Annotated in this window: 28 protein-coding genes, 1 tRNA gene, 1 pseudogene and 1 riboswitch; of the genes and pseudogenes, 6 read left to right on the top strand and 24 right to left on the bottom strand. The window is 34.2% G+C overall.

Annotation, left to right across the window (positions count from 1 at the left end; all coding sequences use genetic code 11):
* Window positions 1–7 precede the first annotated feature (7 nt).
* Window positions 8–101, bottom strand: a riboswitch (SAM-I-IV-variant riboswitch).
* 226 nt (window positions 102–327) lie between these two features.
* Window positions 328–401 (bottom strand) — tRNA-Met (locus tag V7719_RS18145).
* Between the two features lie 130 nt (window positions 402–531).
* Between V7719_RS18145 and V7719_RS18140 the strand changes: the two genes are divergently transcribed.
* Both V7719_RS18140 and V7719_RS18135 read left to right on the top strand, forming a co-directional pair.
* Window positions 532–924 (top strand): START-like domain-containing protein, encoded by a 393-nt coding sequence (locus V7719_RS18140; RefSeq protein WP_335731366.1) that lies wholly within the window; start codon window positions 532–534, stop codon window positions 922–924.
* Between the two features lie 71 nt (window positions 925–995).
* Window positions 996–1,841, top strand: a complete 846-nt coding sequence (locus V7719_RS18135; RefSeq protein WP_335731365.1) for an aminotransferase class IV — start codon at window positions 996–998, stop codon at window positions 1,839–1,841.
* Here V7719_RS18135 and V7719_RS18130 read toward each other — a convergent pair.
* From V7719_RS18130 to V7719_RS18110, 5 genes are all read right to left on the bottom strand, one after another.
* Window positions 1,838–2,398, bottom strand: coding sequence for a YqgE/AlgH family protein (locus V7719_RS18130; RefSeq protein WP_335731364.1), 561 nt, complete (start codon window positions 2,396–2,398; stop codon window positions 1,838–1,840). The two genes, V7719_RS18135 and V7719_RS18130, sit on opposite strands and share 4 nt — an antisense overlap.
* 131 nt (window positions 2,399–2,529) lie before the next feature.
* Window positions 2,530–2,802: an HU family DNA-binding protein gene (locus V7719_RS18125; RefSeq protein WP_321222433.1), complete on the bottom strand. Its 273-nt coding sequence runs from the start codon at window positions 2,800–2,802 to the stop codon at window positions 2,530–2,532.
* Window positions 2,803–2,999: 197 nt separating this feature from the next.
* On the bottom strand, window positions 3,000–3,953 hold the full coding sequence (fmt, locus tag V7719_RS18120) for a methionyl-tRNA formyltransferase (RefSeq protein WP_335731363.1): 954 nt from the start codon (window positions 3,951–3,953) through the stop codon (window positions 3,000–3,002).
* The gene (locus V7719_RS18115) at window positions 3,950–5,854 is read right to left on the bottom strand and encodes a RecQ family ATP-dependent DNA helicase (protein ID WP_335731362.1); all 1,905 of its coding nucleotides are present in this window, start codon (window positions 5,852–5,854) and stop codon (window positions 3,950–3,952) included. Before V7719_RS18115 ends, fmt begins: the two co-directional genes overlap by 4 nt.
* A 5-nt stretch (window positions 5,855–5,859) precedes the next feature.
* Window positions 5,860–6,414, bottom strand: coding sequence for an ATP-binding protein (locus V7719_RS18110; RefSeq protein WP_335731361.1), 555 nt, complete (start codon window positions 6,412–6,414; stop codon window positions 5,860–5,862).
* Between the two features lie 253 nt (window positions 6,415–6,667).
* Here V7719_RS18110 and V7719_RS18105 point away from each other — a divergent pair, with 253 nt between their 5' ends.
* From V7719_RS18105 to murA, 3 genes are all read left to right on the top strand, one after another.
* Window positions 6,668–6,961, top strand: a complete 294-nt coding sequence (locus V7719_RS18105) for a DUF493 family protein (RefSeq protein WP_335731360.1) — start codon at window positions 6,668–6,670, stop codon at window positions 6,959–6,961.
* A 91-nt stretch (window positions 6,962–7,052) separates the two neighbouring features.
* Window positions 7,053–7,706 (top strand): DUF4290 domain-containing protein, encoded by a 654-nt coding sequence (locus V7719_RS18100; RefSeq protein WP_335731359.1) that lies wholly within the window; start codon window positions 7,053–7,055, stop codon window positions 7,704–7,706.
* 9 nt (window positions 7,707–7,715) lie between these two features.
* Entirely contained in the window at window positions 7,716–9,032 is a 1,317-nt protein-coding gene (gene murA, locus V7719_RS18095) for a UDP-N-acetylglucosamine 1-carboxyvinyltransferase (protein ID WP_335731358.1), read from the top strand.
* A 121-nt stretch (window positions 9,033–9,153) separates the two neighbouring features.
* On the opposite strand, the gene V7719_RS18090 is transcribed toward murA, so the two are convergent.
* The 15 genes and pseudogenes from V7719_RS18090 to V7719_RS18020 all read right to left on the bottom strand — a co-directional run bounded on the left by V7719_RS18090 (window position 9,154) and on the right by V7719_RS18020 (window position 19,528).
* Entirely contained in the window at window positions 9,154–10,458 is a 1,305-nt protein-coding gene (locus tag V7719_RS18090; protein WP_335731357.1) for a cryptochrome/photolyase family protein, read from the bottom strand.
* Window positions 10,458–10,931 (bottom strand): SRPBCC family protein, encoded by a 474-nt coding sequence (locus tag V7719_RS18085; protein ID WP_335731356.1) that lies wholly within the window; start codon window positions 10,929–10,931, stop codon window positions 10,458–10,460. Before V7719_RS18085 ends, V7719_RS18090 begins: the two co-directional genes overlap by 1 nt.
* A 1-nt stretch (window position 10,932) precedes the next feature.
* Window positions 10,933–11,394, bottom strand: coding sequence for a TspO/MBR family protein (locus tag V7719_RS18080; protein ID WP_335731355.1), 462 nt, complete (start codon window positions 11,392–11,394; stop codon window positions 10,933–10,935).
* Between the two features lie 2 nt (window positions 11,395–11,396).
* Entirely contained in the window at window positions 11,397–11,567 is a 171-nt protein-coding gene (locus V7719_RS18075; protein ID WP_335731354.1) for a Lacal_2735 family protein, read from the bottom strand.
* Between the two features lie 5 nt (window positions 11,568–11,572).
* Window positions 11,573–12,112: a glutathione peroxidase gene (locus tag V7719_RS18070; RefSeq protein ID WP_442969105.1), complete on the bottom strand. Its 540-nt coding sequence runs from the start codon at window positions 12,110–12,112 to the stop codon at window positions 11,573–11,575.
* A gap of 2 nt (window positions 12,113–12,114) precedes the next feature.
* Entirely contained in the window at window positions 12,115–12,798 is a 684-nt protein-coding gene (locus V7719_RS18065) for an SDR family NAD(P)-dependent oxidoreductase (protein WP_335731353.1), read from the bottom strand.
* An 85-nt stretch (window positions 12,799–12,883) separates the two neighbouring features.
* Window positions 12,884–13,108 carry a hypothetical protein gene (locus tag V7719_RS18060; RefSeq protein ID WP_335731352.1) on the bottom strand — a complete coding sequence of 75 codons (225 nt, stop codon included), beginning with the start codon at window positions 13,106–13,108 and terminating at the stop codon, window positions 12,884–12,886.
* A 4-nt stretch (window positions 13,109–13,112) separates the two neighbouring features.
* Window positions 13,113–13,808: a GTP cyclohydrolase I FolE gene (gene folE / locus V7719_RS18055; protein WP_335731351.1), complete on the bottom strand. Its 696-nt coding sequence runs from the start codon at window positions 13,806–13,808 to the stop codon at window positions 13,113–13,115.
* A gap of 58 nt (window positions 13,809–13,866) precedes the next feature.
* Window positions 13,867–14,136: pseudogene (locus V7719_RS18050) on the bottom strand (TIGR03643 family protein).
* A 6-nt stretch (window positions 14,137–14,142) separates the two neighbouring features.
* The gene (locus tag V7719_RS18045) at window positions 14,143–14,568 is read right to left on the bottom strand and encodes a hypothetical protein (protein WP_335731350.1); all 426 of its coding nucleotides are present in this window, start codon (window positions 14,566–14,568) and stop codon (window positions 14,143–14,145) included.
* Between the two features lie 184 nt (window positions 14,569–14,752).
* Window positions 14,753–16,177: an SDR family oxidoreductase gene (locus V7719_RS18040; RefSeq protein ID WP_335731349.1), complete on the bottom strand. Its 1,425-nt coding sequence runs from the start codon at window positions 16,175–16,177 to the stop codon at window positions 14,753–14,755.
* Window positions 16,178–16,182: 5 nt separating this feature from the next.
* Window positions 16,183–16,800 (bottom strand): flavin reductase family protein, encoded by a 618-nt coding sequence (locus V7719_RS18035; protein ID WP_335731348.1) that lies wholly within the window; start codon window positions 16,798–16,800, stop codon window positions 16,183–16,185.
* Between the two features lies 1 nt (window position 16,801).
* Complete coding sequence (locus V7719_RS18030; RefSeq protein ID WP_335731347.1) at window positions 16,802–18,112, bottom strand: ABC1 kinase family protein; 1,311 nt, start codon at window positions 18,110–18,112, stop codon at window positions 16,802–16,804.
* A 10-nt stretch (window positions 18,113–18,122) separates the two neighbouring features.
* On the bottom strand, window positions 18,123–18,779 hold the full coding sequence (locus tag V7719_RS18025; RefSeq protein ID WP_335731346.1) for a TetR family transcriptional regulator C-terminal domain-containing protein: 657 nt from the start codon (window positions 18,777–18,779) through the stop codon (window positions 18,123–18,125).
* 92 nt (window positions 18,780–18,871) lie between these two features.
* Window positions 18,872–19,528, bottom strand: a complete 657-nt coding sequence (locus V7719_RS18020) for an MIP/aquaporin family protein (RefSeq protein ID WP_335731345.1) — start codon at window positions 19,526–19,528, stop codon at window positions 18,872–18,874.
* A gap of 112 nt (window positions 19,529–19,640) precedes the next feature.
* Between V7719_RS18020 and V7719_RS18015 the strand changes: the two genes are divergently transcribed.
* The gene (locus V7719_RS18015; protein ID WP_335731344.1) at window positions 19,641–20,489 is read left to right on the top strand and encodes a DUF2911 domain-containing protein; all 849 of its coding nucleotides are present in this window, start codon (window positions 19,641–19,643) and stop codon (window positions 20,487–20,489) included.
* Window positions 20,490–20,568: 79 nt separating this feature from the next.
* Here V7719_RS18015 and V7719_RS18010 read toward each other — a convergent pair whose 3' ends face one another.
* The 3 genes from V7719_RS18010 to V7719_RS18000 all read right to left on the bottom strand — a co-directional run bounded on the left by V7719_RS18010 (window position 20,569) and on the right by V7719_RS18000 (window position 25,886).
* On the bottom strand, window positions 20,569–21,549 hold the full coding sequence (locus V7719_RS18010; protein ID WP_335731343.1) for a Gfo/Idh/MocA family protein: 981 nt from the start codon (window positions 21,547–21,549) through the stop codon (window positions 20,569–20,571).
* A complete protein-coding gene (locus tag V7719_RS18005) occupies window positions 21,536–23,239 on the bottom strand; it encodes a sodium:solute symporter (protein WP_335731342.1) in 1,704 nt (567 codons plus the stop codon). Before V7719_RS18005 ends, V7719_RS18010 begins: the two co-directional genes overlap by 14 nt.
* Before the next feature lie 121 nt (window positions 23,240–23,360).
* Window positions 23,361–25,886, bottom strand: coding sequence for a PIG-L family deacetylase (locus tag V7719_RS18000; protein WP_335731341.1), 2,526 nt, complete (start codon window positions 25,884–25,886; stop codon window positions 23,361–23,363).
* Between the last annotated feature and the right edge of the window lie 86 nt (window positions 25,887–25,972).

The raw sequence follows: 25,972 nt of genomic DNA, 5'->3' as shown, positions 1-25,972 counted from the left end.
ACAGTGTGGTAATCATTTATTTTGACTGGACTGTCCGTATACTAAACCACCGTAGCTTTTGTGCTCGGTTGGTACGCTAAATGGCGTTCCTGATACTACTGCGAAGATAGATGAATTTCTTTAGTTGTCAGTTTTCTTGGTTGGCAAAAATAGGTTCTGAAGAACGCTAAGTTCAATAATCATCATTGAGACCATAACTAAAAGACAAATGACATGAAGATTAAGGCCGATTTGTTTCTCTTTTCTACACGACTATGCTTTAAAGCAGGCATTAGCCTTTAGGATAAAAAAAAAGCCTTATACTTTCGTATAAGACTTTTACTGTTGTAGCGAGAACGGGGCACGATCCCGTGACCTCTGGGTTATGAATCCAACGCTCTAACCAACTGAGCTACCTCGCCATTTATAAGGGTGCAAATATAAAAACAAAATTTGTCTGTACAAACATAAAATATACAATTTATTTTTTTCGTCATTTTAGTCCTAAACTCAACAATTATTGTATATATTGAGCGTCATAATAAGATGACTATGGAAGACAAAGTAAAAATAGAAATGGAGTTTGTAATACATGCTTCACCTCAACTTTTATATCAATATATATCAACACCTTCGGGTATGTCTGAGTGGTTTGCAGATAACGTAAACTCTAGAGGAGAATTATTTACTTTTATTTGGGATGGTAGTGAAGAAACCGCAAAACTACTAAGTAAAAAAAGTGGTGAGCGAATTAAGTTTAGATGGTTAACAGATGAAGAGGAAGGGGAATCTTATTTTTTTGAAATAAGAATTCAAGTCGATGAAATAACGAAAGATGTTTCAATAATCGTAACCGATTTTGCTGAAAACGACGAAGTAGAAGAAGTGAAAATGCTTTGGGATAATCAAATTTCAAGTTTAAAGCAAGTTTTAGGTTCTGCTTAGAAATTGTAAATCATATTAGTTTTATATTTGTCTCGACCCTTTAATTAAAAGGATAATCGAGACTTTTTTTTATGATCAATTTTAATGGCAAATTAGTAGAGGATTCAAGTTTTATAACGAACCAAAATAGAGGTTACAAATATGGTGATGCCCTTTTTGAAACTTTAAAAGTGGTACACGGTAAAATTCTATTTTGGGAAGATCACTATTTTAGGCTAATGGCATCTATGCGTATCATGCGTATGGAAATTCCTATGGATTTTACTATGGAATTTCTTGAATCTGAAATTATAAAAACGATTAATGTCAACGGATTAGCAAAATCATCAGCTAGAGTAAGGTTCGATGTCGATAGAGGCGATGGTGGTAAATACCTTCCGAAAGACAAAGTGGTGAGTTTTAGTATTAATGCTGAGTTATTGAATAACGATTTTTATGCCATCTCAAGCCAAGAATCGTATACCGTCGATTTATTCAAGGATTATTTTGTAGCGCCTGGCTTGTTATCTACTTTAAAAACAAATAATAAGGCCATCAATGTTTTAGGTAGTATATATGCAGAAGAAAATGATTTTGATAATTGCTTGCTTTTAAATACCAATAAAAATGTTGTTGAAGCATTGAACGGGAATTTGTTCTTAATTAATGGTGAAACCATAAAAACACCTCCTATAGGTGATGGTTGCCTAAACGGAATTATGAGAAAACAAATGATTGATGTGATTTTAAATTCTGGAGATTATGTCCTAGAAGAATCTTCAATTTCTCCTTTTGAACTTCAAAAAGCAGACGAATTATTTATGACTAATGTGATTGTAGGTGTTCAGCCGATATTAAAATATCGCAAAAAGGAATTTGCAACTAAAATTGCCGAAGACCTATTAAAACGTTTAAATACGAAGATGAGACTAGCTTAGTTGTAACTAGGATTTTCAGGAGCATTAGACCATAAAGAATAATCGCCTCCAAGCTCTACCATCTTTTCTTTCCAGAATGAATCACAGCATTTTTCCATTAATTCATTTTTGTAGACGTTTTCAGATATAATCCAAGCTTGAGATTCTAATTCATTTTCTAATTGTTGGGCATCCCAACCAGAATATCCTAGAAAAAACCGAATATCAGATGCTGTTAGCTTTTCACTTTTCAGAAGATCGAGAACACTTTCAAAGTTTCCTCCCCAAAACACACCATGAGAAATTTCAATACTATCAGGAATTAAATCTGGTACCTGATGAATAAAATACAAATTGTCTTGTTCTACTGGACCACCATTAAAAACTTTAAATGGGGCTTCTGTTTCCGGAATAAGATCGTTAAGGGTATACTCTAAAGGTTTATTTAAGATAAAGCCAATAGAGCCCTGATCATTATAATCTGCTAATAGAATAACAGACCTATTAAATGATAAGTCGCCAATAATCGATGGTTCGGCAATTAAAAGATGTCCTTTTTTGGGCTTCGCAATAATCATATAAGAATGAATTACGTAACTAATCTAAAACATATTTTATTAAAAACCAACAAATTCATAGAATTACTAAGGTTTTGAAAACAAAAAAGCCCACTATAAAGTGAGCTTTTCGTAATCTATTTAAAGAAATACTAGTTTACAGCACTACTTAAATCAGAACCAGCTTTAAACTTTACTACGTTTTTAGCTTTGATCTGTATTGTTTTACCAGTTTGTGGGTTTCTTCCTTCTCTTGCAGATCTTCTTGAAACTGACCAAGAACCAAATCCTACTAAAGAAACTCTGTTTCCTTTTTGTAAAGATCCTTCGATGTCAACTAATAATGAATCTAATGCTTTCTTAGCAGCTGCTTTAGTAATTCCAGCGTTTTCTGCCATTCCATTGATTAAATCTGTTTTGTTCATAAAAATTATATTTTAAATTGTTAAAAAAATAGTTGGGTTAAACGTTATTGTTAATCCGTCTACAAAATTATACGTAAAATCCACCTACGCAAGTAATAGCAAGGGAAATGCAAGTATTTGTTAATAACTTCGAATATTTGTTAATAAAGGAATGTCTTTCATCGGATATTTTTTAAATATCAATGTATATAAGGGTTCTAGAGCATTTTTGAGTTTTTATGAAAATCATAACCATTTAGCAATGATTTGACATCCATTTTGCGCTTTCCCGGAAGCTGTAATTCTTCTATATGTAGGTAACCATCTGTTACTGCAACTTTTAATTCGTTTTTTGTCACTAATAGTATGCCATTTTCAAAATTATGGGTGTCTTTCTCTTTTCCGACTTTAAAAATTTTGACATTTAAGTCTTCATCACCATTAATAAGGTGACACCAAGCCGCAGGAAACGGATTTAAGCCACGGATCTTATTATATATGGTATTCAAATCTAAACTCCAATCAATCTTGCAATTGTCCTTATTAAGCTTATAGGCCGTTTTTAAATCTATGGTTTTAGGTTGAATTGTAGTCTCAACAGTGTCTTGTTGAATTAAGTCTACCGTTTTTAAAACCAAAGCACTACCAATATTCATGAGCTTATCGTGCAACGAGCCCACAGTTTCATCACCTGATATAGCCACGTCTTCCTGAAGAATCATAGCGCCTGTGTCAATTTTTTCATCAATAAAAAATGTGGTCACTCCCGTTTTGGTTTCACCATTAATAATAGCCCAATGTATTGGTGCTGCTCCTCTATAATTAGGTAGGAGCGACGCATGTAAATTGAAAGTGCCATATTTTGGCATGCCCCAAACCACTTCAGGTAACATTCTAAATGCTACGACGATTTGAAGATTAGCTTCAAGCCCTTTCAACTCGTTTACAAAATCTTCATTTTTAAGATTTGTGGGTTGTAAAATAGTCAACCCTTGTTCTACGGCGTATTTTTTTACAGCCGATTCGTTAAGCTTTCTGCCACGACCAGCAGGTTTGTCTGGAGCAGTAATCACACCTACAACCGTATAATCATTATCTATAAGTGTTTTTAATGTGGCAACAGCAAAATCTGGAGTGCCCATAAATACTATTCTCAATGTGTCTCTCTTCATGTGTGTTTTATTTTATAGGTATTGGCCGATGTCATTGTAATGATGTTATGCTCAAGCAATAGTTTCAAAACCTGTAATATACTTTCTTTCTGAAATGGTAATTGTTCTACTATTTGTCTAGAATTTAAAGGTTGACGTTCTAAAGCTAAAATAATATGTTCTTGAATGGTTTTCTGTGAGATGTGTGCTTCGGAAAGATCCACGGATAAACACACAGAGCATTTACCACAATTGTCTTCAGAAGTTTCACCAAAATAGTCTAATATCTGTCTGTTCTTGCAAACCGAATCATTATTGATATAGTCTAAAACCGCATTCACCTGAAAGCGTTTTAATTCTTGCTGCTTTTCAACAATATTTGCAATTCTATTGATCGTTTTATCATCTTCTCTTGGTTGAAGAAAAATAACTTCAGAATCGGTATTCGAAAACAGAAAATCTACAATCTCATCTTTCTGCAACTGCTGTAATACTGCAATCACCTGCCTTTCATCTGTTGAAGTCTTTTTTGAAATTAAAGATAAATTAATCGCTAATTGATGCTCGAAAATTCCGCCATAAGTTCTTAAAATTGTCTTTACAATAGTATTGTATTTTGAGTGGGTTTCTAGATAAGAAAATAGAGCATTATTGCTCACAATAAACTGCAGTTTGGTTTTATAATTAAACTGCTGTGATAATTTAATCACACTAGTTCTGTCCAATATTTGAAACGTATTAAATGTTTTTGAACCTTTAAAATCATAGGCACTACAAAAATCACTAAAACTAAATCGATGTGTTGTTAATTCCCCTTCGCCATAGGATATTTGAAAGTAGTTGCAGAGCTTTCTATATACTAGTTTTATGTCATCAATAGATGGCAGACTGTTTATAAACTGATTTTTTAAAACCTGTTCATCAGATTTGTTCGTTAGTAAAAAAGCATAAGCGTTTTCGTTATTTCGTCCAGCACGGCCAGCTTCTTGATAGTAGCTTTCTATACTTTCTGGTAAATTAATATGGATAACTGTTTTTACATCTGGTTTATCAATTCCCATACCAAAAGCAGTTGTAGCGACCATAATATCTTTTTGGTTGTTCATCCACTGGTACAGACGATCTTGTTTGTCTTTTGTTGGAATTCCGCCATGAAAAAATGTAGAACTAAAACCTCTTTTTTCTAAGATATTATGAATTTCGACACTCATTTTTCGGCTTCTCACATATATTATTGAGGATCCTGGGTATTGTTTGAGTTGTTGTTCTAAGTCGTAGAGCTTGTCTTCACTATAAAGCACTTGATATGAAATATTTGGTCTCGTAAATGATGCTTTAAATATTTTAGGAGCTATGAAATCTAACTCCTTTATCGTTTCTTCAATGACCTTAGGTTTTGCCGTTGCTGTGAGTGCTATCACATTTACGCTTGGTTGCAATTGTCTAAGAATAGTAATGTTTTTATAAGCTGGCCTAAAATCATTTCCCCACTGACTAATACAATGTGCTTCATCTACTGCGATAAGATTCACGTTCATTTGTTCAATACGTTGCCTCACAATATCTTGTTGTAAACGTTCGGGTGAGAGGTACAAGAATTTATAATTTCCGTAGATACAATTATCGAGTAAAGTGTCGAGTTCGGAGTATTTAATTCCGCTCGTAATAGCCATCGCCTTGATGCCTTTTTCTTTCAGACTATTAACTTGGTCTTTCATTAGAGCAACTAAGGGAGAAACAACGATACAAATCCCCTCTTTTATAAGTGCTGGAATTTGAAAGCAGACAGATTTTCCGCCACCTGTAGGCAACAAAACAAAGGTGTCGTTGTTGTCTAAAACCGAATTGATAATCTCTTCCTGAAGTGGTCTAAACTCTGTGTGATTCCAATACTGTTCTAATATGTTTATTGGATGTGGCACTAGGTTTATATATTATTTAAAATAAAATTTGTACGCTCTTTTACAGTTCCAAAGGGAACTTCAATAATTTGATAGTTAAAACTTTCATAGATACCTTTTAAGTGGTTGTGAATTTGAAGTGCTTCTTCAAAAGTCTCAAACCTTTCATTATCCGATTGATAAATAGCTTCCCAAGGAGGTAGCAAAAACACAACATCATATTGATGATTTAAACATGCATTTTTAAAAAAATCATCATATACTTGATTGAAAAAAGCCATATATGCCAACACATCTGGGATCCCACGATCAAAAAAATACATTTCTTTTTTTAAAGTTTTTGCCATTGTAAATTGATCCATTCTTGCATTAATTAAATTAATATTGAATGCCATCGGGTCATTTACAAATGCAATAGGGTTGGAGATATGAGTCGAAGAATCTCCTTCTTTCTTTGCTGATAAAGTCATTGTTCTTATAACTTCATCAAAACAATAAAAGTCATTGTTTTTTAATTCATTTATTATTGAGGTTTTCCCAGTTCCAGGTCCACCAGTAATTACAATTTTTTTAGTATTCAATTTGGCAAGGTTTTGGTTGTAAAATTAACGAATACCATCGTAAGAGTGAAATAACTCGCGCAAATCGTTACTTTTAAGATGTGATTTTTACAGAAAAACAACCCGTAACCCAGGCTATTCTTTGTTTCATGGCTTTCATTCTTTTGAAAAATAATTCAATTTAGTCGTGTCTCATTTCAATCTTAAAATGCTATAAATTATACAAAGCAAAATGCAAAGTAAAATGTATCTTTGCATCCGAAGACAAAAAGTTATGAGTCCAGAGAAAAAATCAGAAGAATTTTATAAAAAATTAAGAGTCCAGTTGCACGAAACTGCAAGCTGGCCTTCAGAATATTTATATAAATTTATTGTCCCAACAGATGCAAATAAAATCAAGCAGATTGAAGACTTATTTGATAATCTTGGTGCAGTAATAACAACTAAAGAATCTGGTAAAGGGACCTATACAAGTGTTTCGGTGAATTTGCAGATGAAAGATCCTGATGCTGTTACTGACAAATACAAAGAAGTTGCCGAGAAAGTTGAAGGTGTTATTTCTTTATAAAAAGCAGTCTCTATAACTATTTTTTTGTATTTTGCATCCATATGCAGAAGTACTTCATGCATGATATACAAATACTACACAAATTTATATTTTGATTGACGATATAGAATACAACACAGAGCGTGAACAATTGATTATTCCTGAATATGGAAGACATCTACAAAAGATGGTTAATTACGCTAAGAAATTACCAACAAAAGAAGAACGCAATAAAGTTGCAAAATCTATCATTAATGTGATGGGTAATATGCAACCGCATTTAAGAGATGTGCCAGATTTTCAGCATAAACTTTGGGATCAGCTTTTTATTATAGCAGATTTTGAATTAGATGTAGATTCTCCATATCCAACGACTTCGAAAGAAGAGTTAAATGAAAAGCCAGATCCTTTAAAATACCCTCAAAACTTTCCTAAATATCGTTTCTATGGAAACAATATTAAAACCATGATCGATGTGGCTAATACGTGGGAAGATGGCGAACTAAAAGAGGCTTTAACTTACACGATTGCTAACCACATGAAAAAGTGTTTCCTTAACTGGAATAAAGACACCGTTGAAGATTATGTGATTTTTAATCATTTGTATGAATTGTCAGATGGGAAAATAGACTTAAAAGAAAGTAAAGAAGATTTGTCTGATTCTACAAGTTTGATGCGAAGTAAAAAGAAATACTCTACTACGAATACCAAGAAAACGCATCACAAAAAAAGCAGCAGTTCTAATCGAAATAGAAAACGTTACTAATAGCAATTCATGTCCACATTTATTATTGAAGGAGGTCACCAACTAAAAGGGAAAATCCAACCTCAAGGCGCAAAAAACGAAGCATTACAAATCTTATGTGCAGTACTCTTAACTGCCGAAGAAATTAAAATTGACAACATACCAGATATTATTGATGTCAATAAACTCATCGCGTTACTTAAAAAGTTAGGGGTTAAAATCAATAAGCTAAGTAAAGGGTCTTATACATTTAAAGCTGATGATGTCAACTTGGAATATTTGGAATCTGCCGAGTTTAAAGAAGATGGAAAAGGCTTAAGAGGTTCAATCATGATTGTTGGTCCTTTATTAGGACGCTTCGGAAAAGGATATATTCCAAAACCAGGAGGCGACAAGATTGGTCGTCGTCGTTTAGATACGCACTTCGAAGGTTTTATTAGTCTAGGCGCAAAATTTAGATACAATAAAGAAGATCTGTTTTATGGTGTAGAAGCCGATAAGTTAAAAGGAACATACATGCTTCTTGATGAAGCTTCGGTAACAGGAACTGCAAATATTGTAATGGCAGCCGTTTTGGCTGAAGGGACAACAACCATATACAACGCAGCCTGTGAACCTTATTTGCAACAACTTTGTAAGATGCTCAATAGAATGGGAGCGAAGATAAGTGGTATTGGTTCTAATATGCTAATTATTGAAGGTGTTGATGAATTAGGCGGGACAGAACACAGAATGCTTCCTGATATGATTGAAATTGGAAGTTGGATTGGTCTAGCTGCAATGACAAAAAGTGAGCTGACAATTACTAATGTCAGTTGGGATGATTTAGGTCAAATTCCTAATGTGTTTAGAAAAATAGGAATTACTGTAGAGCGTCAAGGTGATGATATTCATATACCAGCACATACAAACGGTTACGAAGTGCAAAACTATATTGATGGTTCTATTCTAACGGTTTCAGATGCGCCTTGGCCAGGATTTACCCCAGATTTATTAAGTATTATACTAACAGTATTAACACAGGCTAGAGGAGAAGCGGTTGTACATCAAAAGATGTTTGAAAGTCGTTTGTTTTTCGTAGATAAATTGATTGATATGGGAGCAAAGATTATTCTTTGTGATCCACATAGAGCAACTGTTATTGGTTATGATTTTAAATCAACCTTAAAAGCAACAACGATGACATCTCCAGATATTAGAGCTGGTGTCTCGTTATTAATTGCTGCTTTATCTGCAAAAGGGACATCAACGATTCATAATATAGAGCAAATCGATAGAGGTTACGAAAACATTGACGAGCGTTTAAGAGCAATAGGAGCTAAGATTACAAGAGTGGAAGGTAATTAGTATCTTCGTTATAAATAGAATAAAAAGCCTCGATGATTCGAGGCTTTTTTATGTTTAGGATTAATCTTTAAGATTAATTAAAAATATTAGATGAACCTTTCAAAATAAGGTTATTCTTAGGTTAGCTAACCGCTTCTTTGTAAATTTTTAAGCAGCGTTCTCGAGCCATTTTATGGTCGACCATTGGGAGAGGATAAGTCAGTTCTTGATAATCGGGAACCCACTTTTTAAGATACTCATGGTTTTTGTCAAATTTTTGAATCTGCGATGTCGGATTAAAAATTCTAAAGTAAGGTGCGGCATCAACACCAGAACCAGCAACCCATTGCCAATTCCCAATATTGCTCGACATATCGTAGTCGTGCAATTTTTCGGCAAAATAAGCTTCGCCCCAACGCCAATCTATCAGTAAATGTTTGCAGAGGAAACTGCCTACCAACATTCGAACTCTGTTATGCATAAATCCAGTTTCGTTGAGTTGTCGCATACCTGCATCTACCAGAGGATAACCGGTTTTTCCTTCGCACCAAAGCTTAAATTCAGCTTCGTTATTTCGCCATTCGATTCTATCATACTTAGATTTAAATGACGCTTTTACAGTATGAGGAAAATGCCATAGAATTTGCATGAAGAACTCCCTCCAAATTAATTCTTGCCAAAAAATCTCATTCTCTTCTGCAATGGCTTTTTTTACCATTTTACGGACACTAACAGTGCCAAACCGCAGGTGAGGACCTAACCTAGATGTAGAATCTTGAGCTGGAAAGTTTCTCGTGTCTTCATATTGCTTAATAAGACTAGGTGTAACGCTGTAATCTGCAATTTTCTGATTAGATATTTCGAAGCCAATTTCAGATAAATTTAAATTGGGTAACTGACTATCTTTTATGAGGTTTTTAAAATTTGATATTGAATCGTAAGTCTCTATACCTTGTAACCTGAATAGAGCTTTCCAAACTCTCATGTAAGGTGTATAAACCATATACGGATTGCCATCTTTTTTGACAACTTCATCCTTTTCAAAAATAACTTGGTCTTTATAGGTGTTGAATGTGATATTGTGTTTTGCTAAAACCTCTTTTATGTTATTGTCACGTTCGGAGGCATAAGGTTCATAATCGTGATTGGTATAAACGGAATGTATCTCATACGCGTTTGACAATTTTTTATAAATATCCATAGGTTTGCCATGAAACATCGCAATACTACTATCGTAATTCTCCTGAAGCTTGGTACGCATTTTTTGTAGCGTCTCATAGATAAATGTTACTCGAGCATCATTTATGGGAAGCTCATCTAAGATTTCAGAATCAAATATAAAAATCGGTAAAACAGGATGGTCGCTTTTTAGAGCTTCATAAAACCCAACGTTGTCATCTAAACGTAAATCACGTCTAAACCAGAATATGTTTATGGGTTTTTTCATTAATTTTTACCGTTATAAGTGCCAAATAATTCTTCCAGTTTCTTCGTCCGATAATTGAAAATCTCTTCCAATTTTGGTTTCACTATAATTGGATGCACAAGCTGACCAATAATTCCGAAGGGTACTTTATAATCGATAATATCTTCCATTTCAACACCGCCATCTATCGCTTTCACAAAATGCTTATGATGCCAAAATGCATAAGGTCCAAATCGTTGCTCATCAACAAAATAGTGTTTGTCTGAGCTGTGTGTTATTTCGGTGATCCATTTGGTTTTTATACCTAAAACAGGAGTGACAATGTACTGAATAATTTGTCCAGCATACATAGCTCGATCAGCTCCAGAAAGAATATGAAAGCCCATATACTCTGGAGTAATGGTTTTAAGGTTTCTTGGGTCTGATAAAAATGCCCAAGCAGTATCGATAGAGATTGGAAGATTTTGTTTTTTTTGTAGCCTGTAAACTTTCATTTTAATTGTAGAGTTGAATATAGAGATTGAGTGATGTTGCTATACACAACCAAATGAGATACGGAAGAATCAGCGCAGATTTTGTTTTAAGATCTTTTTGATATATCGATAAAAATGCTGCAACTATTATCGTTAATAGTATAATATTTAAAAGTGCAACAGCAATTAACTTCTGATTGAAAAACACAAAATTCCAACTCATATTTAGTATGCATTGTACAATGTACAATGTGATGACTTTTCTGGTAGGTCGCTTAATATATAGAAATGCCATATACATAGAAAAGCAAATCATTATGGTAGTCCATGCTGCACCAAAAACCCATCCATCTGGTGTCCAAGGCGCTTTTTCAAGTTGAGCATACCATTGACCTTTCGGTCCTTCTGCCATTAGCATACTGCCTATGCCTAACGCGCCAAAATTTATGACTAAGAAAATAATAAATGCTTTGGCAAACTTCATGTTTATTGCTTTTGAAGTTGTTCTATTTGGTCTTGGATTTTTTGAGCTTCAGCGTATTTTTTATCACTTTCTCCTCTGTTGGTCGCTGATAAGGTGTGCCACTCCTTCATGAGTTTCTCATATTTCTTTTGTAGTTTCTCTACTTCAGATGTTTTTTTAAATAGTCCAAACATGATTTTTAATTTAAGTGTTTTGTGATTTTTGAACTCGTAGGAGATGTCATCGAAAAATAGTAATCAATGAGTTCACCTTTGGGGTCAACTAGATATTTCTGAAAGTTCCATTTCACATTAGAATCCTTACGACCATTTTTTCGTTTTTGTGTTAACCACGAATATAACGGATGTTGATGATTTCCTTTAACATCTATTTTCTCGGTAATAGGAAATGTGACACCATAATTTACGTCGCAAAAGGATTCGATGTCTTCAGGGTTTCCAGGTTCTTGTTTTCCAAATTGATTACAGGGAACACCAACGACAACAAGTTTATTCTTATAAGTGTCATAGAGTTCTTGTAATTCTTTGTACTGAGGTGTAAAACCACATTTTGAAGCGACATTAACAAAGAGGATGTATTTTTCTTTGTAATCGGAAAGTACTAATGGTTTTCCATTGAGGTTATTAATCTTTACATTGTAAATAGCTATTTTTTCCATGCTATAGGGCGCCTTCGATTTTGAAAATAGTGTAGCCATAAAAATTTTTAAAGGGTTCATAGTTATATCTTAAAGCTAACAATTCCGCAGTCCATTTCAAATACCTGTCCAGATATTGAGCTCGACTTATCAGAAAGTAAGAATGTAGCCATTTCAGCAACATCTTTTGGTTGCAAGAACTTTTTCATTGGATGACGTTCTGTGATATTTTCAATCATCTTTTCATTTCTGAGAAGCTTTGCTGCTAATTCAGTGTTAGTTACAGTCGGTGCTATGGCGTTAATTCGCAACGTTGTTGCTAGTTCTGCTCCAAGGGATTTTACTAAACCTTCAACTCCAGACTTTGCTGCAGCTATACTCGCGTGAAATGGCATGCCTAATTTTGCCGCTACTGTGCTAAATAAAACTATAGAAGGGTTTTCGCCATTTTTTATCACCTTTAAGTATTTCTGAATGGCTTTAACAGCACCTATCACATTGATTTCATAATCCTTACGAAAATCATCTAGACTTAAACGACTAATAGGTTTTAAGTTTATGCTACCAGGACAGTAAACCATTCCATCTGCACTTTCAATGTCCGGTAACTCATCACTGAGAATGTCACAATTGTGATGCGTTAAATTTGTGTGTGATTGTTCAGGTTGACTTCTACTTAAGTTAATGACTTTGTGGTGTTCAAGTAAGGTGTCTAAAATCGCATTTCCTATACCTTTGCTGCCACCTATAATTATATATGTTTTCATTTACGATTAGTTTCATATAATTAAGCGTAATAGATACAAAATTGTATATCTATTACGCTTAATATTAATTAGGGAGAATCTAAATCTATGCAGTTAAAGGCGCACCCTTTAAGCGCTTTTCAACTTTACGTTTTATAGCTGTTAGGCGTTTCATGATGTCCATGATTTTTTGATCTTTGCGTTCTTTATAGATTAGATTTAATTCTAATATGAGTTCTTTTGCTTCACGAGAAATTTTAACACGATCGCTAGTTGAAAGTGATCTCAATGGTCTCTGCTCAAACTCTAAGGCTCTGTTTATTAATTCCATAATTTTAATTATTTATATAGTTTTGTAATTGTGTAATTTTTTCTGATGTATTAAATTGACCTCCATAGTAAGTCGTAACCGTTGCAGATGTATCGTCTTTAACACCTCTTGATGATACACATAAGTGTTTGGCATCTATAATAACGGCTACATCTTCTGTTTGAAGTACCGACTTAAGTTCTTCGGCAATTTGATTGGTTAATCGCTCCTGTACCTGAGGGCGCTTAGCATAATACTGAACAATTCTATTCAGTTTTGATAACCCGATAACTTTTCCAGATGAAATGTAAGCGACGTGTGCTTTTCCTATAATTGGAACAAAATGATGTTCACAATTCGAATAGAACGTTATATGTTTCTCAACGAGCATTTGATTGTATTGATACTTATTATCAAACAATGCTACTTTTGGTTTGTTAGATGGATTTAGTCCTGAAAATATTTCATCAATATACATTTTGGCAACTCGCATTGGAGTGCCTTTTAATGAATCGTCAGTAAGATCTAATCCCATAACATCCATGATTTCTTCAAATAATATTGAAATACGCTGTTTTTTTTCGTCATCACTTAGTTTGAATGCATCAGCTTTCATTGGGGTTTCAAGACCTGTGAAAAGATGATCGTTTCCAATTTCTGAAGCTGAGAAGTCATTTAAACTATGACCATTGTTTTTAAGATTTAATGTGTTTATACTCATTTACTGTCTTTTTAGTGTGCTGTCCTTAAGAACTCATCTCTTAAGCCAAAGCACGTTATCATATTGAAATCGAGTTATTGGCAATTTGTTTTTGTCTAGTGCATTTAAAACGTCCTTCCTGAAAGGATCTCAGTTTTTCGTGTTATGTTTTTCGAACTTGAACACGTTTACGCCACATTTTGAAACTTCTTAGTTTCATCTCTTTGCGCATGAGTTCAATAACGTTTTGCTCTTTTAAACCAAATTGAATTTCTATGACTTCAAAAGAGGTTTTGTCTTCCCAAGCCATTTCTATTTTTCTATCAGTCGCTTTAATATCTATTTCCATACACTATTAAAATTGAAATTGATATTGCTCGTCAAAGTTAATTTTTGCATTTAATAATTTATCAAAAAACGATTTATTTTCTTTAAAGGTCGTGTTTTTTTTAAAATGAATAAATTTTCCTTGTCCATGAATGCTTGCGCCATTAGTTTTATAAACGGCTAATTGATAATAGGGTAATACCCAAGTAAAGTTTTTTAGACCTTTATTTATATATATTAAAATACCGCTTGGCCTTAATTCAATGTTTGCATAATTTAAATCAGATACTTTATTGATGTGTTGATTTAGATTCGGACTTACATTTTCAATAATCATACGCTTTGACCCAACACCACTCATTTTTAACATTTCAAAAAATGAATAAGGCTTGCCTATTAAATCATTTATGATTTGTTTGTGCTCTTTATTGGTATTTGTAGAATCTAAAATCAAACTTCTATAGGTCTTAATTAATCAAATTTACAATATGTTCAGTCTTTTGTAACGATGATTAAACAAAAAATTAACATATCACTATAGATTTTAGCTATGGCTTATGTAAAAATCTATAAGTAATTGTTTTAATTCGTGTATATAAATATCGAATAGTATGTTTTTCAAGTGCTAAAAAATCTATTTAGTTTGTAACGAGCTTATTAATCATTCCCTTGAAAATAAATCCGTGAAAAGGTAAAACACTATACCAATATAATCGTCCCCAAAGTCCGCGAGGTCTAAATGTCGCTGTTTGTTTGAGCAAGCCATCTTCAATTTTAAATTCTAGCCAAGCTTCACCGGGAAGGCGCATTTCAGCATAGAGCAGAAGCTTTTGTTGAGCTTTGTCAGCAAAGATGACACGCCAAAAATCTAGTGCATCTCCAGCATCGAGTTCAGTTGGACTCGTTCTGCCACGACGTAAGCCTATGCCACCAAAAAGTTTATCGATGTAGCCTCTTATTTTCCAGAGGAAGGTGCCATAGTACCAACCTGTTTTTCCGCCTATACTCCAGATTTTATTGATGGTTCTTTTTGCATCAGTAACTGGACGCTCTTTATAATCCTTAAAACATCCAAACGTTGGAACATTAATATACTTATGGAGGTTGTTTCTTAATCGTCCACTACTAATCATCGAATCTTTCCAGCTTGATACAATACTATTTTGCTCAATTTTCTCAAAAGCTAACGATACAGCTTCTTTATAGGGTTTTGGTTGTACATCTAGCCGTTCATTGATTGTGCTTGGTTTGCCAATAATTTGAACTCCCATACTATCTACTAATGCGGTGGCTAATTTGTATGAGGTTGACGTTACAAAATACAACCAATAGGATGACAATTTTGCAGTCATGACAGGAACCGTTAAAATGTATCGTTTTAATCCTCTAACTTCTGCAAATTGTAAAAGCATTTGCTTGTAAGTTAAAATTTCAGGACCAAAAACATCAAACGATTTATTGTATAAGTCTTCACGTCCAATACTGCGATGTAAAAAGGCTAAGACATCTCTAACAGCAAGAGGTTGTGTTTTTGTGTTTAGCCATTTAGGCGCAATCATAAAAGGTAGTTTTTCTACTATATCTCTTATAATTTCGAAAGATGAACTTCCTGAGCCAACGATGATTCCTGCCTTAAAAATGGTTAATCCATAGGCATCAGATTCAAGTCTGTCTTCCACATTTTTTCGAGACTGTAAGTGTTTAGAGAGGTTGTCCTCGTTGGTAATTCCACTTAAATAAATGACTTGTTTTACCTTAGTCTTTTCGAGTCGATTTTTAAAATTGATGGCACAGCGTTCCTCGAGGGATTCGAAATCTTTTGAAGAATTAGACATCGAGTGGATCAAGTAAAAAGCCACATCAATATCCTCCGGAATGTTATGAAGTGTTTCTGGTTTTAAGAAATCGGCTTCAATCACATCGATTAAATCCTCTTCAGCATAACTTTTATCAGCTCGTAATTTATCTCTAACAGCGCATACAACATGATGGTCATCATTGACTAGTAAAGGAATTAATCGTTTACCTATATAACCTGTTGCTCCTGTGACAAGAATTTTCATGTCCTTTATAATTTTGGTCTTTGATACCCAAATCTAGTCTTTAATTCTGGGATAGCATAACCATCTAATCCGTTTATGGCGGCGACTTGAGCTTTTGATAAGTCTATAAATCCGTCGTCTTCTAGGATATTATCTCTGACGTGTAAACCAAGGATTTTTCCGATTATAAGAAGCGTGTCATTAGCTTTGATATGATATTCTTCAACATATTCCATAGCTAATTGAAGTGGAGCACCTTTTACAAAAGGGGCATGAAAGCCGTTTTTGTAATCTGAAATGAGTTTCGTTTTATCAAATTCTGAAATATCTGAATCATATTTAGCAGACGTATGATGTGCATCTTCTAGTATGTTTTTATGAATATGATTAATGGTATAAAAACCAGTAGATTTTATATTGTCATAGGTGTTTCTCAAAACTGATGTTGGTCTGCAAAAGAAGCCTAGCATTGGAGGATTAGAACCTATATGTGTTACTGAACTAAATACGGCAACATTTTCAGCGCCATCGGAAGATTTGGTTCCTAATAGATTAGCCGATTTATAGCCAGAGCAACTATTAATTAAGTTAATGCGATATAAATGATGTAAGTTGTCAAGCGCTTCATTGCTAATATAGGTCACGTTAAAAGGTTTTGTAATTATTGATTTTAATAGCGTTTGCTTTTAAGTCAAACATTAAATTATACAATCCAAAGAAAGTTCTGTTGATATAAATAAAGTGCTTAGAGCCACGATTTGCGTTCATTTTTCTGAGCTCACTACTTTTAGAATAACGTTCACCAAGTTCTGTTATTTTTCCGAAGAATGTTCCATCAGAAAAGTCAAATGTTTCAGCTTGCAGTGGTTGCGTAAACAAACTCAGCATCTCGTGAAACATTTCAGTAAAAAACGCAATTTCTTTCGGGCTATCATCTGTTCTCAAGATTTCAAGTTGATATAATTTTTCAACGAAATACTCACGATTATTTATTTTTTCTTTGTCAGCTAATTCAAAATAGGGCACATAAAATTCTTGTGGTATGGTTTTCATACAACCAAAGTCTAAAGCGATTAATTGACCCTCTTGAGAGACTAAGAAATTTCCAGGATGTGGATCGGCATGTACTTTTTTGAGATTATGAATTTGAAACATAAAGAAATCCCAAAGTGCTTGACCTAATTGATTTGAAACCTCTTGGTTTTCGTTGTAAGCTGTAAATTCTGAAAGGTGCTCGCCTTCCATATAGTCCATGGTAATGATGCGTTCAGAAGATAAGTCTTCATAATATTGAGGAAATAAAAGATTTGGAATATGGGCACACTTTTGAGCAATTTCTTTGCTTTGCTCAACTTCCAAAATGTAATTTGTTTCTTCGATTAATTTACCTTCGACTTCTTTAAAGTACTTATCAGAATCTTTTCCTTTAATGTTAAACATACTCATCGCAATAGGTTTAACCATAGCAAGATCTGAAGCGATACTCTCAGCAACTCCTGGATATTGGATTTTCACAGCAAGTTTCTTCCCATTTTTTTCTGCAATATGGACTTGTCCAATACTTGCAGCATTTACAGAAGTTGCGTTGAAGGTATCATAAATGTCATTCGGTAATTTTCCGAAGTATTTTTTAAAGGTCTTTAACACCAATGGAGGTGATAAAGGTGGAACAGAAAACTGGGCCAATGAGAATTTTTCTACGTAAGCTTGTGGTAAAATACTTTTTTCCATACTGAGCATCTGTGCTACTTTAAGGGCACTTCCTTTTAGCTGTTTTAAACCGTCATAAATATCTGATGCATTGTTTTCATTTAAGCGTTCTTTTGCTTCAGATTCAGATTTCGTGAGTTTATCTCCATAATATTTGAGATAATTCACGCCAACTTTTGCGCCTGTAGAAACAAGCTTAGATGCTCTTTGTATTTTAGATGTAGGTATTTTATCTATAGTCTTCATATTGGGCAAATTAATTCATGTGCATTTTTTCTTTGAAAATAAATTTCCCAAAGTCTATGAGGCTTCGTATTGGAGCGACATCCAGTACATCAAAACTTGTATTCACTGATTTCTCAATAAAAATATCTGTTTTTTCAAATCCTTTAGACGTATCATCTATCCAAAACTTCATCGTTAGCAATAATTGTAACCAAGCCGATTCTTTTAAGCCACGACGTTGGATTCTATCGATATGCTCTTGTTTCGTTTCAATGAGATCAATGTCTAAGTGCTCAATGAAGTTGGTGAACGAATGTTTTAATTCTGAAAGTAGAAGCAGTCCTTTTAGACTATTCTTATGATGCTCTAATGCATATTTTATGTAACTTCTATTTGCTGTTAAGTTTTCAAAGAATGTAAAGTAGAAGCTTAGTAGTTTGTTTCTTGAGTCAAAAGTGTTGTAATCGTCACTTTTTTCTAAAATAGTTATCGTGTTATTAAAGAAGGCATTAAAAACATGTTTCTCAACGGCTTCGAAAGATCCAAAATACTCATAGAATTTTTGTTCTTCAAAGTTATTGACTTTTGCAAATGCATAAACTGTTTTAGGTTGCTTATTATGATCTAAGACAAAATCCATATAATATGAGATAATGTCATTTTTGGATAGGTTTTTCTTTTTTGCCATGACTGTTAAATTGTATGTAAAGATACAAAATGTTTAACTTTATATACAAATCGTTAAACAAAATTTAACAAGATATTATAAGTGTTTTATGTCTAGCAACAATTATCATCTTTAACAATTGAACAACTTACTACAGCAAGAAAAGCACCAATAAAAGGTGCAGTGAGATAAAGCCATAAATGTTGTAGATTTCCAGAGACAAGAGCAGGAGCGAGCGAACGAATAGGATTCATAGAGGCTTTAGTCATTGGGCCTGCAAACATGGCTTCAAGTAAAATAACACCACCTATTGCAATACCAGCCATGGTACCAATTTCCTTGCTACCTGTAGACACATTTATAATAACTAGCATTAAAAAAAATGTAAGTATAATTTCCAATACAAAAGCTCTATAGGGTTCAAAGCCTTCAGCAGGAATCGTGCTTCCTAGTGTTTCGCTTTCTGGAAATAAAAACCATAATATAAAACACGCTAAAAAAGCACCTATAGCTTGAGCCAATATGTATTTCGGTACTTCTTTCCACGGAAACTTTTTTGCATAGGCAAATCCGAAGGTAACAGCTGGATTAAAATGCGCTCCAGAAATTTCACCAAACGCATAAATCATGCTCATGACAATCAATCCCCAAGTAATGGCAACACCAACGTGAGTAATACTTCCATTTGTGATTTCGTTTACGGTCATAGCGCCACAACCACAAAATACCATAGCGAAAGTTCCGAAAGTTTCTGAGTAATATTTTTTCATTTTATAGTATACCAGTATGGCTTATCTTAATTTAAGGTTTTCTTAACTAACAAAGGGTTTGCTTGTTTGTAAATTTACGTGAATTTTAAAACTAATCATTAAAACTAATACAATGAAAAAATTATTACTTGTGTTTGCAGTTTCTGCAATGACTTTCACTTCTTATGCACAAATCGAAACACCGGCACCAAGTCCTTCTGCTAAGTTTGAGCAAAAAGTTGGATTAACAGACATTACTATCGAATATTCTCGTCCTAGTGTAAAAGGAAGAACCGTATTTGGAGATTTAGAACCTTATGGTGGATTATGGAGAACTGGAGCGAACAAAAATACTGTAATCACTTTTAGTGACGATGTAACTATTGCTGGACAAGATGTAAAAGCTGGAGCTTATGCAATGTTTACAAAATTGAATTCAGCAGAGCAATGGGATGTTATTTTTTATAACGATACCAATAACTGGGGAACACCAGCAGAATGGGATGACAGTAAAGTCGTTGCTACTGCTAAAGTAAATGTTATGCAACTTCCTTTTAGTGTTGAAACGTTAGCAATCGACATCAACAACATTACTGCTAAAGGTGGTACTATTGATATTATCTGGGAAAAGGCGTATGTAGGGATTCCTTTTACGGTACCAACAGATAAAACGGTTAGTGCTTCTATTGATAAAATAATGGCTGGACCAAGTGCTAATGATTATTATGCATCTGCTGTATATTACTTAAATTCAGGTAAAGATGTTAAGAAAGCAAAAATGTGGATTGATAAAGCAATGTCTATGATTGAAAAACCAGGATTCTGGCAAGTAAGACAACAGTCATTAATCTATGCTGCTGCTGGTGATAAAAAAGGAGCGATTGATTTAGCCAAGAAGTCTATGGCTGGAGCTAAAGAAGCTAAAAACGAAAACTATGTAAAGCAAAATATGGCATCTCTAAAAGAATGGGGAGCGATGTAAGCTAGCAAATAGAAGAATATTAAAGACCTTTTGAGAAATCGAAAGGTCTTTTTTTATGCCAATCGAAGTTTATTTGGTATTAGTCGTAATTGAGACCTATTTGAAATCTAACAGTATCAAGTAGTTTTATGAGTTCTCTACTGAGATCGAAAGTCATAATATCACTTTCGGTTTTTTTATATCTGAGAAGATTATTAAAATGAAGTATCTCATAGTAATAACCATGTGTTGTGTAATCAAAATCAAAAGTGTTTTCTTTTCCCTCGGAAATGAGCGTGACATTTGAAGGTGCTTGAAATCTAGAATTAATTTTAATAATGCCATTTTCACAGTAAAAAATTGCCTCTGTAGGTGTGTTTTCTGATAATGTGCTTTTCAAATGAGCCTCAACACCATCGTCGTAAGTGAATAGCATTAGGCAAGAGGAATCGACGCCGTTTTCAAAAAACGTAGCTTTTGATTCTATTTCAATAGGTTTGCCTAAACTAGATAATGCTGCAAAAATAGGGTAGATCCCAATATCGAGTAAGCTTCCTCCACCTAGAGACTTTTTAAACACTCTTGATGTCATATCTAGTTCTGGTTTAAACCCAAAGTCGGATTCAATCTTTACAATTCTCCCAAACGTTTTCTCTTGAATATGCTTTAACGCAAATTGATAGTGCGGAAGAAAATAAGTCCACATCGCTTCCATCAATAAGGTATTATTTGCTTTTGCAGTCGCTATCATTTCTTCAACCTGAGCACTATTCATTGCAAAAGGTTTCTCACATAAGACAGCCTTTTTGTGATTTAAGCATAAAATAGAATGTTCATTATGAAACGCGTGTGGTGTAGCAATATACACAGCATCAACACGTGGGTCTTTTGCTAAAGCCTCATAATTATCATATGCTTTTTCAGCAGTATAGGTTGTTGCAAAATCGTTAGCCTTGTTTTGACTTCGGGAAGCAACGGCATACAATTGAGAATTTTCATCTTTGACTAGGTCTTGAGCAAACTTGTGCGCAATTTTGCCAAGACCGATAATTCCCCAATTTATGGTTTTAGGCTTCTGCATACGTTTTTTTAGAACTTAGCGATTGTATTAAACAAGCAATCACAATGACGATGAAGCAGCCTACAAAATTCAACCATAAAAACGGTAAGTTGATGTAATCATATTCATTAAGCAAGAATAAGCCAATAACTAAAACTTGTGTAATTAGTGCTGCTGTAAATACAGCATTGGCTCTAACGAATTTAAAGAAGAAAGCCAATAGAAAAATACCAAGCACATTTCCGTAGAAAATAGAACCGATAATATTGACCAACTGAATTAAATTCTCAGCAAGGTTGGCAACAGATGCGACACCTATAGCTACAATTCCCCAACCTAAAGTAAACCATCTTGAGGCTGCTACCATTTCAGCTTCAGACTTTTCACTAGTGTTTCGTTTGTATAAATCCATTGCCGTTGTGCTAGCTAATGCATTTAATTCACTAGATGTACTCGACATGGCTGCACTTAAGATAACAGCAAGTAATAAGCCAATTAAGCCTCGAGGTAAGTTGTTTAAAATAAAGCTTATAAAAACATAATCTTTATCGTTACTTTCAACTTTTGTGTTTCGAGATTTTCCGGCTTTTTCAATCAATTCTCTAGCATCTGCTCTTAATTTGTCGTTACTCAAATTTAAAGTCGCAATCGATTCAGCAGCATTAACACTATTGTTGCTAACAAAGTCATTAATGATGTTTTTCTTTTCATTAAAATTAAGTGTCTGCTGATCTTGAATTGCTTTGTATTCATCTGCATATTCAGAATTCAAAACGACTTCGGTTGCTGTCGGATTAAAATTTACAGGAGCTTGATTGAATTGATAAAACACAAAAACCATAACACCAACAAGAAGTATAAAGAACTGCATAGGAACTTTTAGAAGTCCGTTAAACATCATGCCTATTTGCATTTCTTTTAAAGATTTTCCAGAGAGATAACGTTGCACCTGACTTTGGTCTGTACCAAAATAGGAAAGCATTAAAAACGTACCACCAATGAGTCCACTCCAAACGGTATAACGATTGTCAAGACTAAACGAAAAATCTAAGACTTCCATTTTGCCACTGGCTCCAGCAATATCTAATGCTTTTGAAAAGGTAATGCCTTCAGGAAGTTTGTCAATTATTAAACAGAACGCGATAATCATTCCAGTGAAAATCACAATCATTTGATGTTTCTGGGTGACGTTAACAGCTTTAGTTCCTCCAGAAACCGTATAGATAATTACGAGAACTCCAATAATAACATTGAGTAGAAGTAAATTCCAACCCAATACTGCAGATAGGATAATTGCAGGAGCGAAAATTGTGATTCCAGCTGCTAAGCCACGTTGTATTAAAAATAGAATAGCTGTAAGTGTTCTTGTTTTTAGATCAAAGCGATCTTCAAGAAATTCATATGCTGTATAGACTTTAAGACGATGATATAATGGAATAAACACCACGCAGATCACAACCATAGCTATTGGTAATCCGAAATAGAATTGCACAAATCCCATTCCGTCATTAAAGGCTTGTCCAGGTGTAGACAAGAACGTAATGGCACTCGCTTGTGTTGCCATAACCGATAGACCAATCGTCCACCATTTAGAGGTGTTTCCGCCTTTTAAATAGTCCTGAACGTTTTTGCTACCTCTAGATTGATATGTTCCGTAGATAACAATAAGTAATAATGTGCTTGTGAGCACAATCCAATCTAAGGTTTGCATTTTTAAAAGGCTTTAGTGATGAAGAAGAATGCGATGACGTAGATAATATTAGCAATAAGTACTAAAGTGTACATTTTACTCCATTTGTATTTCTCCATGGTTGATTGGCGATTTAGTTTGGTTAATTTTTGATTTGATTGCTTGGTTGCATTTCGTTTTTCCCTAAGGATAGCATATTTGCAAACAAACGATAGGCTCCCGAAACTCCAGCAGGAAACTCTCTAAAAAAGCTTAAGCCTGTATAGACATAATAGCCTTCGCCATGTTTTGCAACAAGTAGGCTTCCGGTTTTTTCTGATTCACCTTGATCGTTCATGCTTAGAATAGGAGTGAACTCACTTGACCATTCATTAGGAAAATATAATCCACGCTCTTGTGTCCATCCTTCAAAATCATTTTTGGTAATTTTATTCGGAAAGTTTAATACTTCGTGATTGGTTGCTAACAAGCTAACGTCTGCATTTTCATCGGTAACTCTGTCTCTTGATAATTTTAAATCGTAAGGTGCTATTTGGTCCACTTTTACACGATGTCTGGTGTTGTATTGCACAATCATATTTCCGCCTTGAGCGACATAATCAAACAGTATTTGTTGTTTGAAATTTAATTCTTCAACAGTGTTGTAAGCTCTTATTCCGACAACAATAGCATCAAATCGTTCTAAGTTTTCTGCGGAAATGTCTTCCGGTTTCAAAATCGCAACATTGTAGCCAATTTGTCTTAAACTTTCAGGAACGACATCACCTGCGCCTTCAATATAACCGATGTTTTCTCCTCGTTTCTGAATGTCTAGACGCACAATTTTACTTTCGCTAGGTAGCAATACTGTTTGAAACGGAATGTGATCGTAGTCGATTTCAATAAGCTCTTTAGTATAAACTTTATCTCCAACATGTACCATAGGCGTTATTAAACCTTCACTTTGCTCTTTGGGTGGAATCACAGTAAATATTAAACGTTCTTCTTGTCCTTTGGTCGCAATACTAACTTTCTGCTTCTCAGGAAACACACTCCAATTTCTTGGATAAGCCAATTCTACATAGCCTTCTAAGTTGTCTCTACCAGCTTTAACAATAACCTCAATGTCGCGTTGTTGGTTTTTATCTATTATGATGACGTTTTCTGAAATTTTAGCAGATGCTTCCGGAATGATTTCAAACGGTTTGTAGATTTCACCTTTTACAGGATCGTTGGTTTTGTAAACGATAGCTTTAGTAAATGGTATCGCTATATTTCCAATGTTTAAATTAAATGTAACGTTGAGGTCTCTTGGTGTTTCTGGTTTTCCGATGAGTTTTTTATCATCAACAGCATACATCCCCAAAGTTCCTTTTTTAGTAAGCCAATATGGTGTTGATATACTTTGATTGGAATTGATTTGTAAAGTTTCCTTGAAATCAAAACCGGTATTGTTTTCTAGTTTGAGATTCTTTTCGATTTTAACTCCGTTAGGGTTAACGATGTTTGATAAGATGATATTGGCATTACTACGATTGATAACCTCTATATTTAAATTGACACTGGAACCTGCTGTAGCATGATTGGTATCAGCTGTTACTTCTAAATATAATCCAGCACAAGTCGCAATGATATCTTTGATTTCTTTCGTTTTAATGATTTTCCAATGCTCATCTTTTAAATTTTGAATGGCTTTATAAGCTCTAACCAATTCTGGAATTGATGCTGAAGGATTGTTGAAATCATAGTTGTTTTGAACAGCGTAGAGGATGTCTCCAATGGCTTTTCCGCCTTCAATACGATTCCAAGAGGTGTCAATGCCTTCAAAAATATTGTTTCTGTCTACAGGTAAATTTCCTTTAATAAGTTCGATATATTCGATTTGTGATCCACGACTTCCAGTGCTTCCAAAGCCTTGTGATTTGTGCTGACTTCTGCTCAACGCAGCAATTTCGGGATTACTCAAACCACTACTTGGAAAGTAAACGCCAGTATCAATTTCTAATAAGTTTGTTTTATCAGCTTCTTCAAATTTTTCACGACTTCCGTAGAACCACCAAGATGTATTAAAGAATAAGCGTTGAGGTTGCCAAATATCTACACCTGATAATTGATTTGGGTATGAATTTTTATTACCTACCAAATCAAAAGCTTCAACACTTAGCATTGCAGAACTGGTATGATGACCATGTGTCGATCCAGGACTTCTATGATCAAAACGATTAACAATCACATCAGGTTTAAACTTTCTGATAGCTAAAACAACATCACTTAATACCTGTTCTTTGTTCCAAATAGCTAACGTTTCATCAGGATGTTTAGAGTACCCAAAATCGTTTGCTCTGGTGAATAGTTGTTCACCTCCATCAGTACGACGAGCAGCAAGGAGCTCTTGGGTTCTAATCACACCTAGAAGCTCTCTAATTTCTGGTCCGACAAGATTTTGTCCACCATCACCACGTGTTAACGATAGGTAGGCTGTTCTCGCTTTTACCTCGTTAGACATGTATGAAATTAAACGTGTGTTTTCATCATCTGGATGAGCAGCAACATAGAGCACAGATCCAAGAAAATTGAGTTTCTTTATGGATTCGTGTATGTCTGAGGCTGTAGGTTTTTTGGGTTGTTGCGCTGTGAGTAACGCTGTTGAAAATAGGAATAAAAAGAGTAGGCGTAATCTTGTCTTCATTATGATATAGTTAGTTGTAACCAAATATAATGAAGTCTTATAGTGCTTGAGTTATTTTTAGTTTTTCTTTAACGTTAGTAGTAGAT

This window comes from Psychroserpens sp., from assembly GCF_036960315.1.
Lineage (GTDB): Bacteria > Bacteroidota > Bacteroidia > Flavobacteriales > Flavobacteriaceae > Psychroserpens.
The sequence above is the reverse complement of the archived record's forward strand: the minus strand, read 5'-3'. Positions and strand labels throughout refer to the sequence as shown.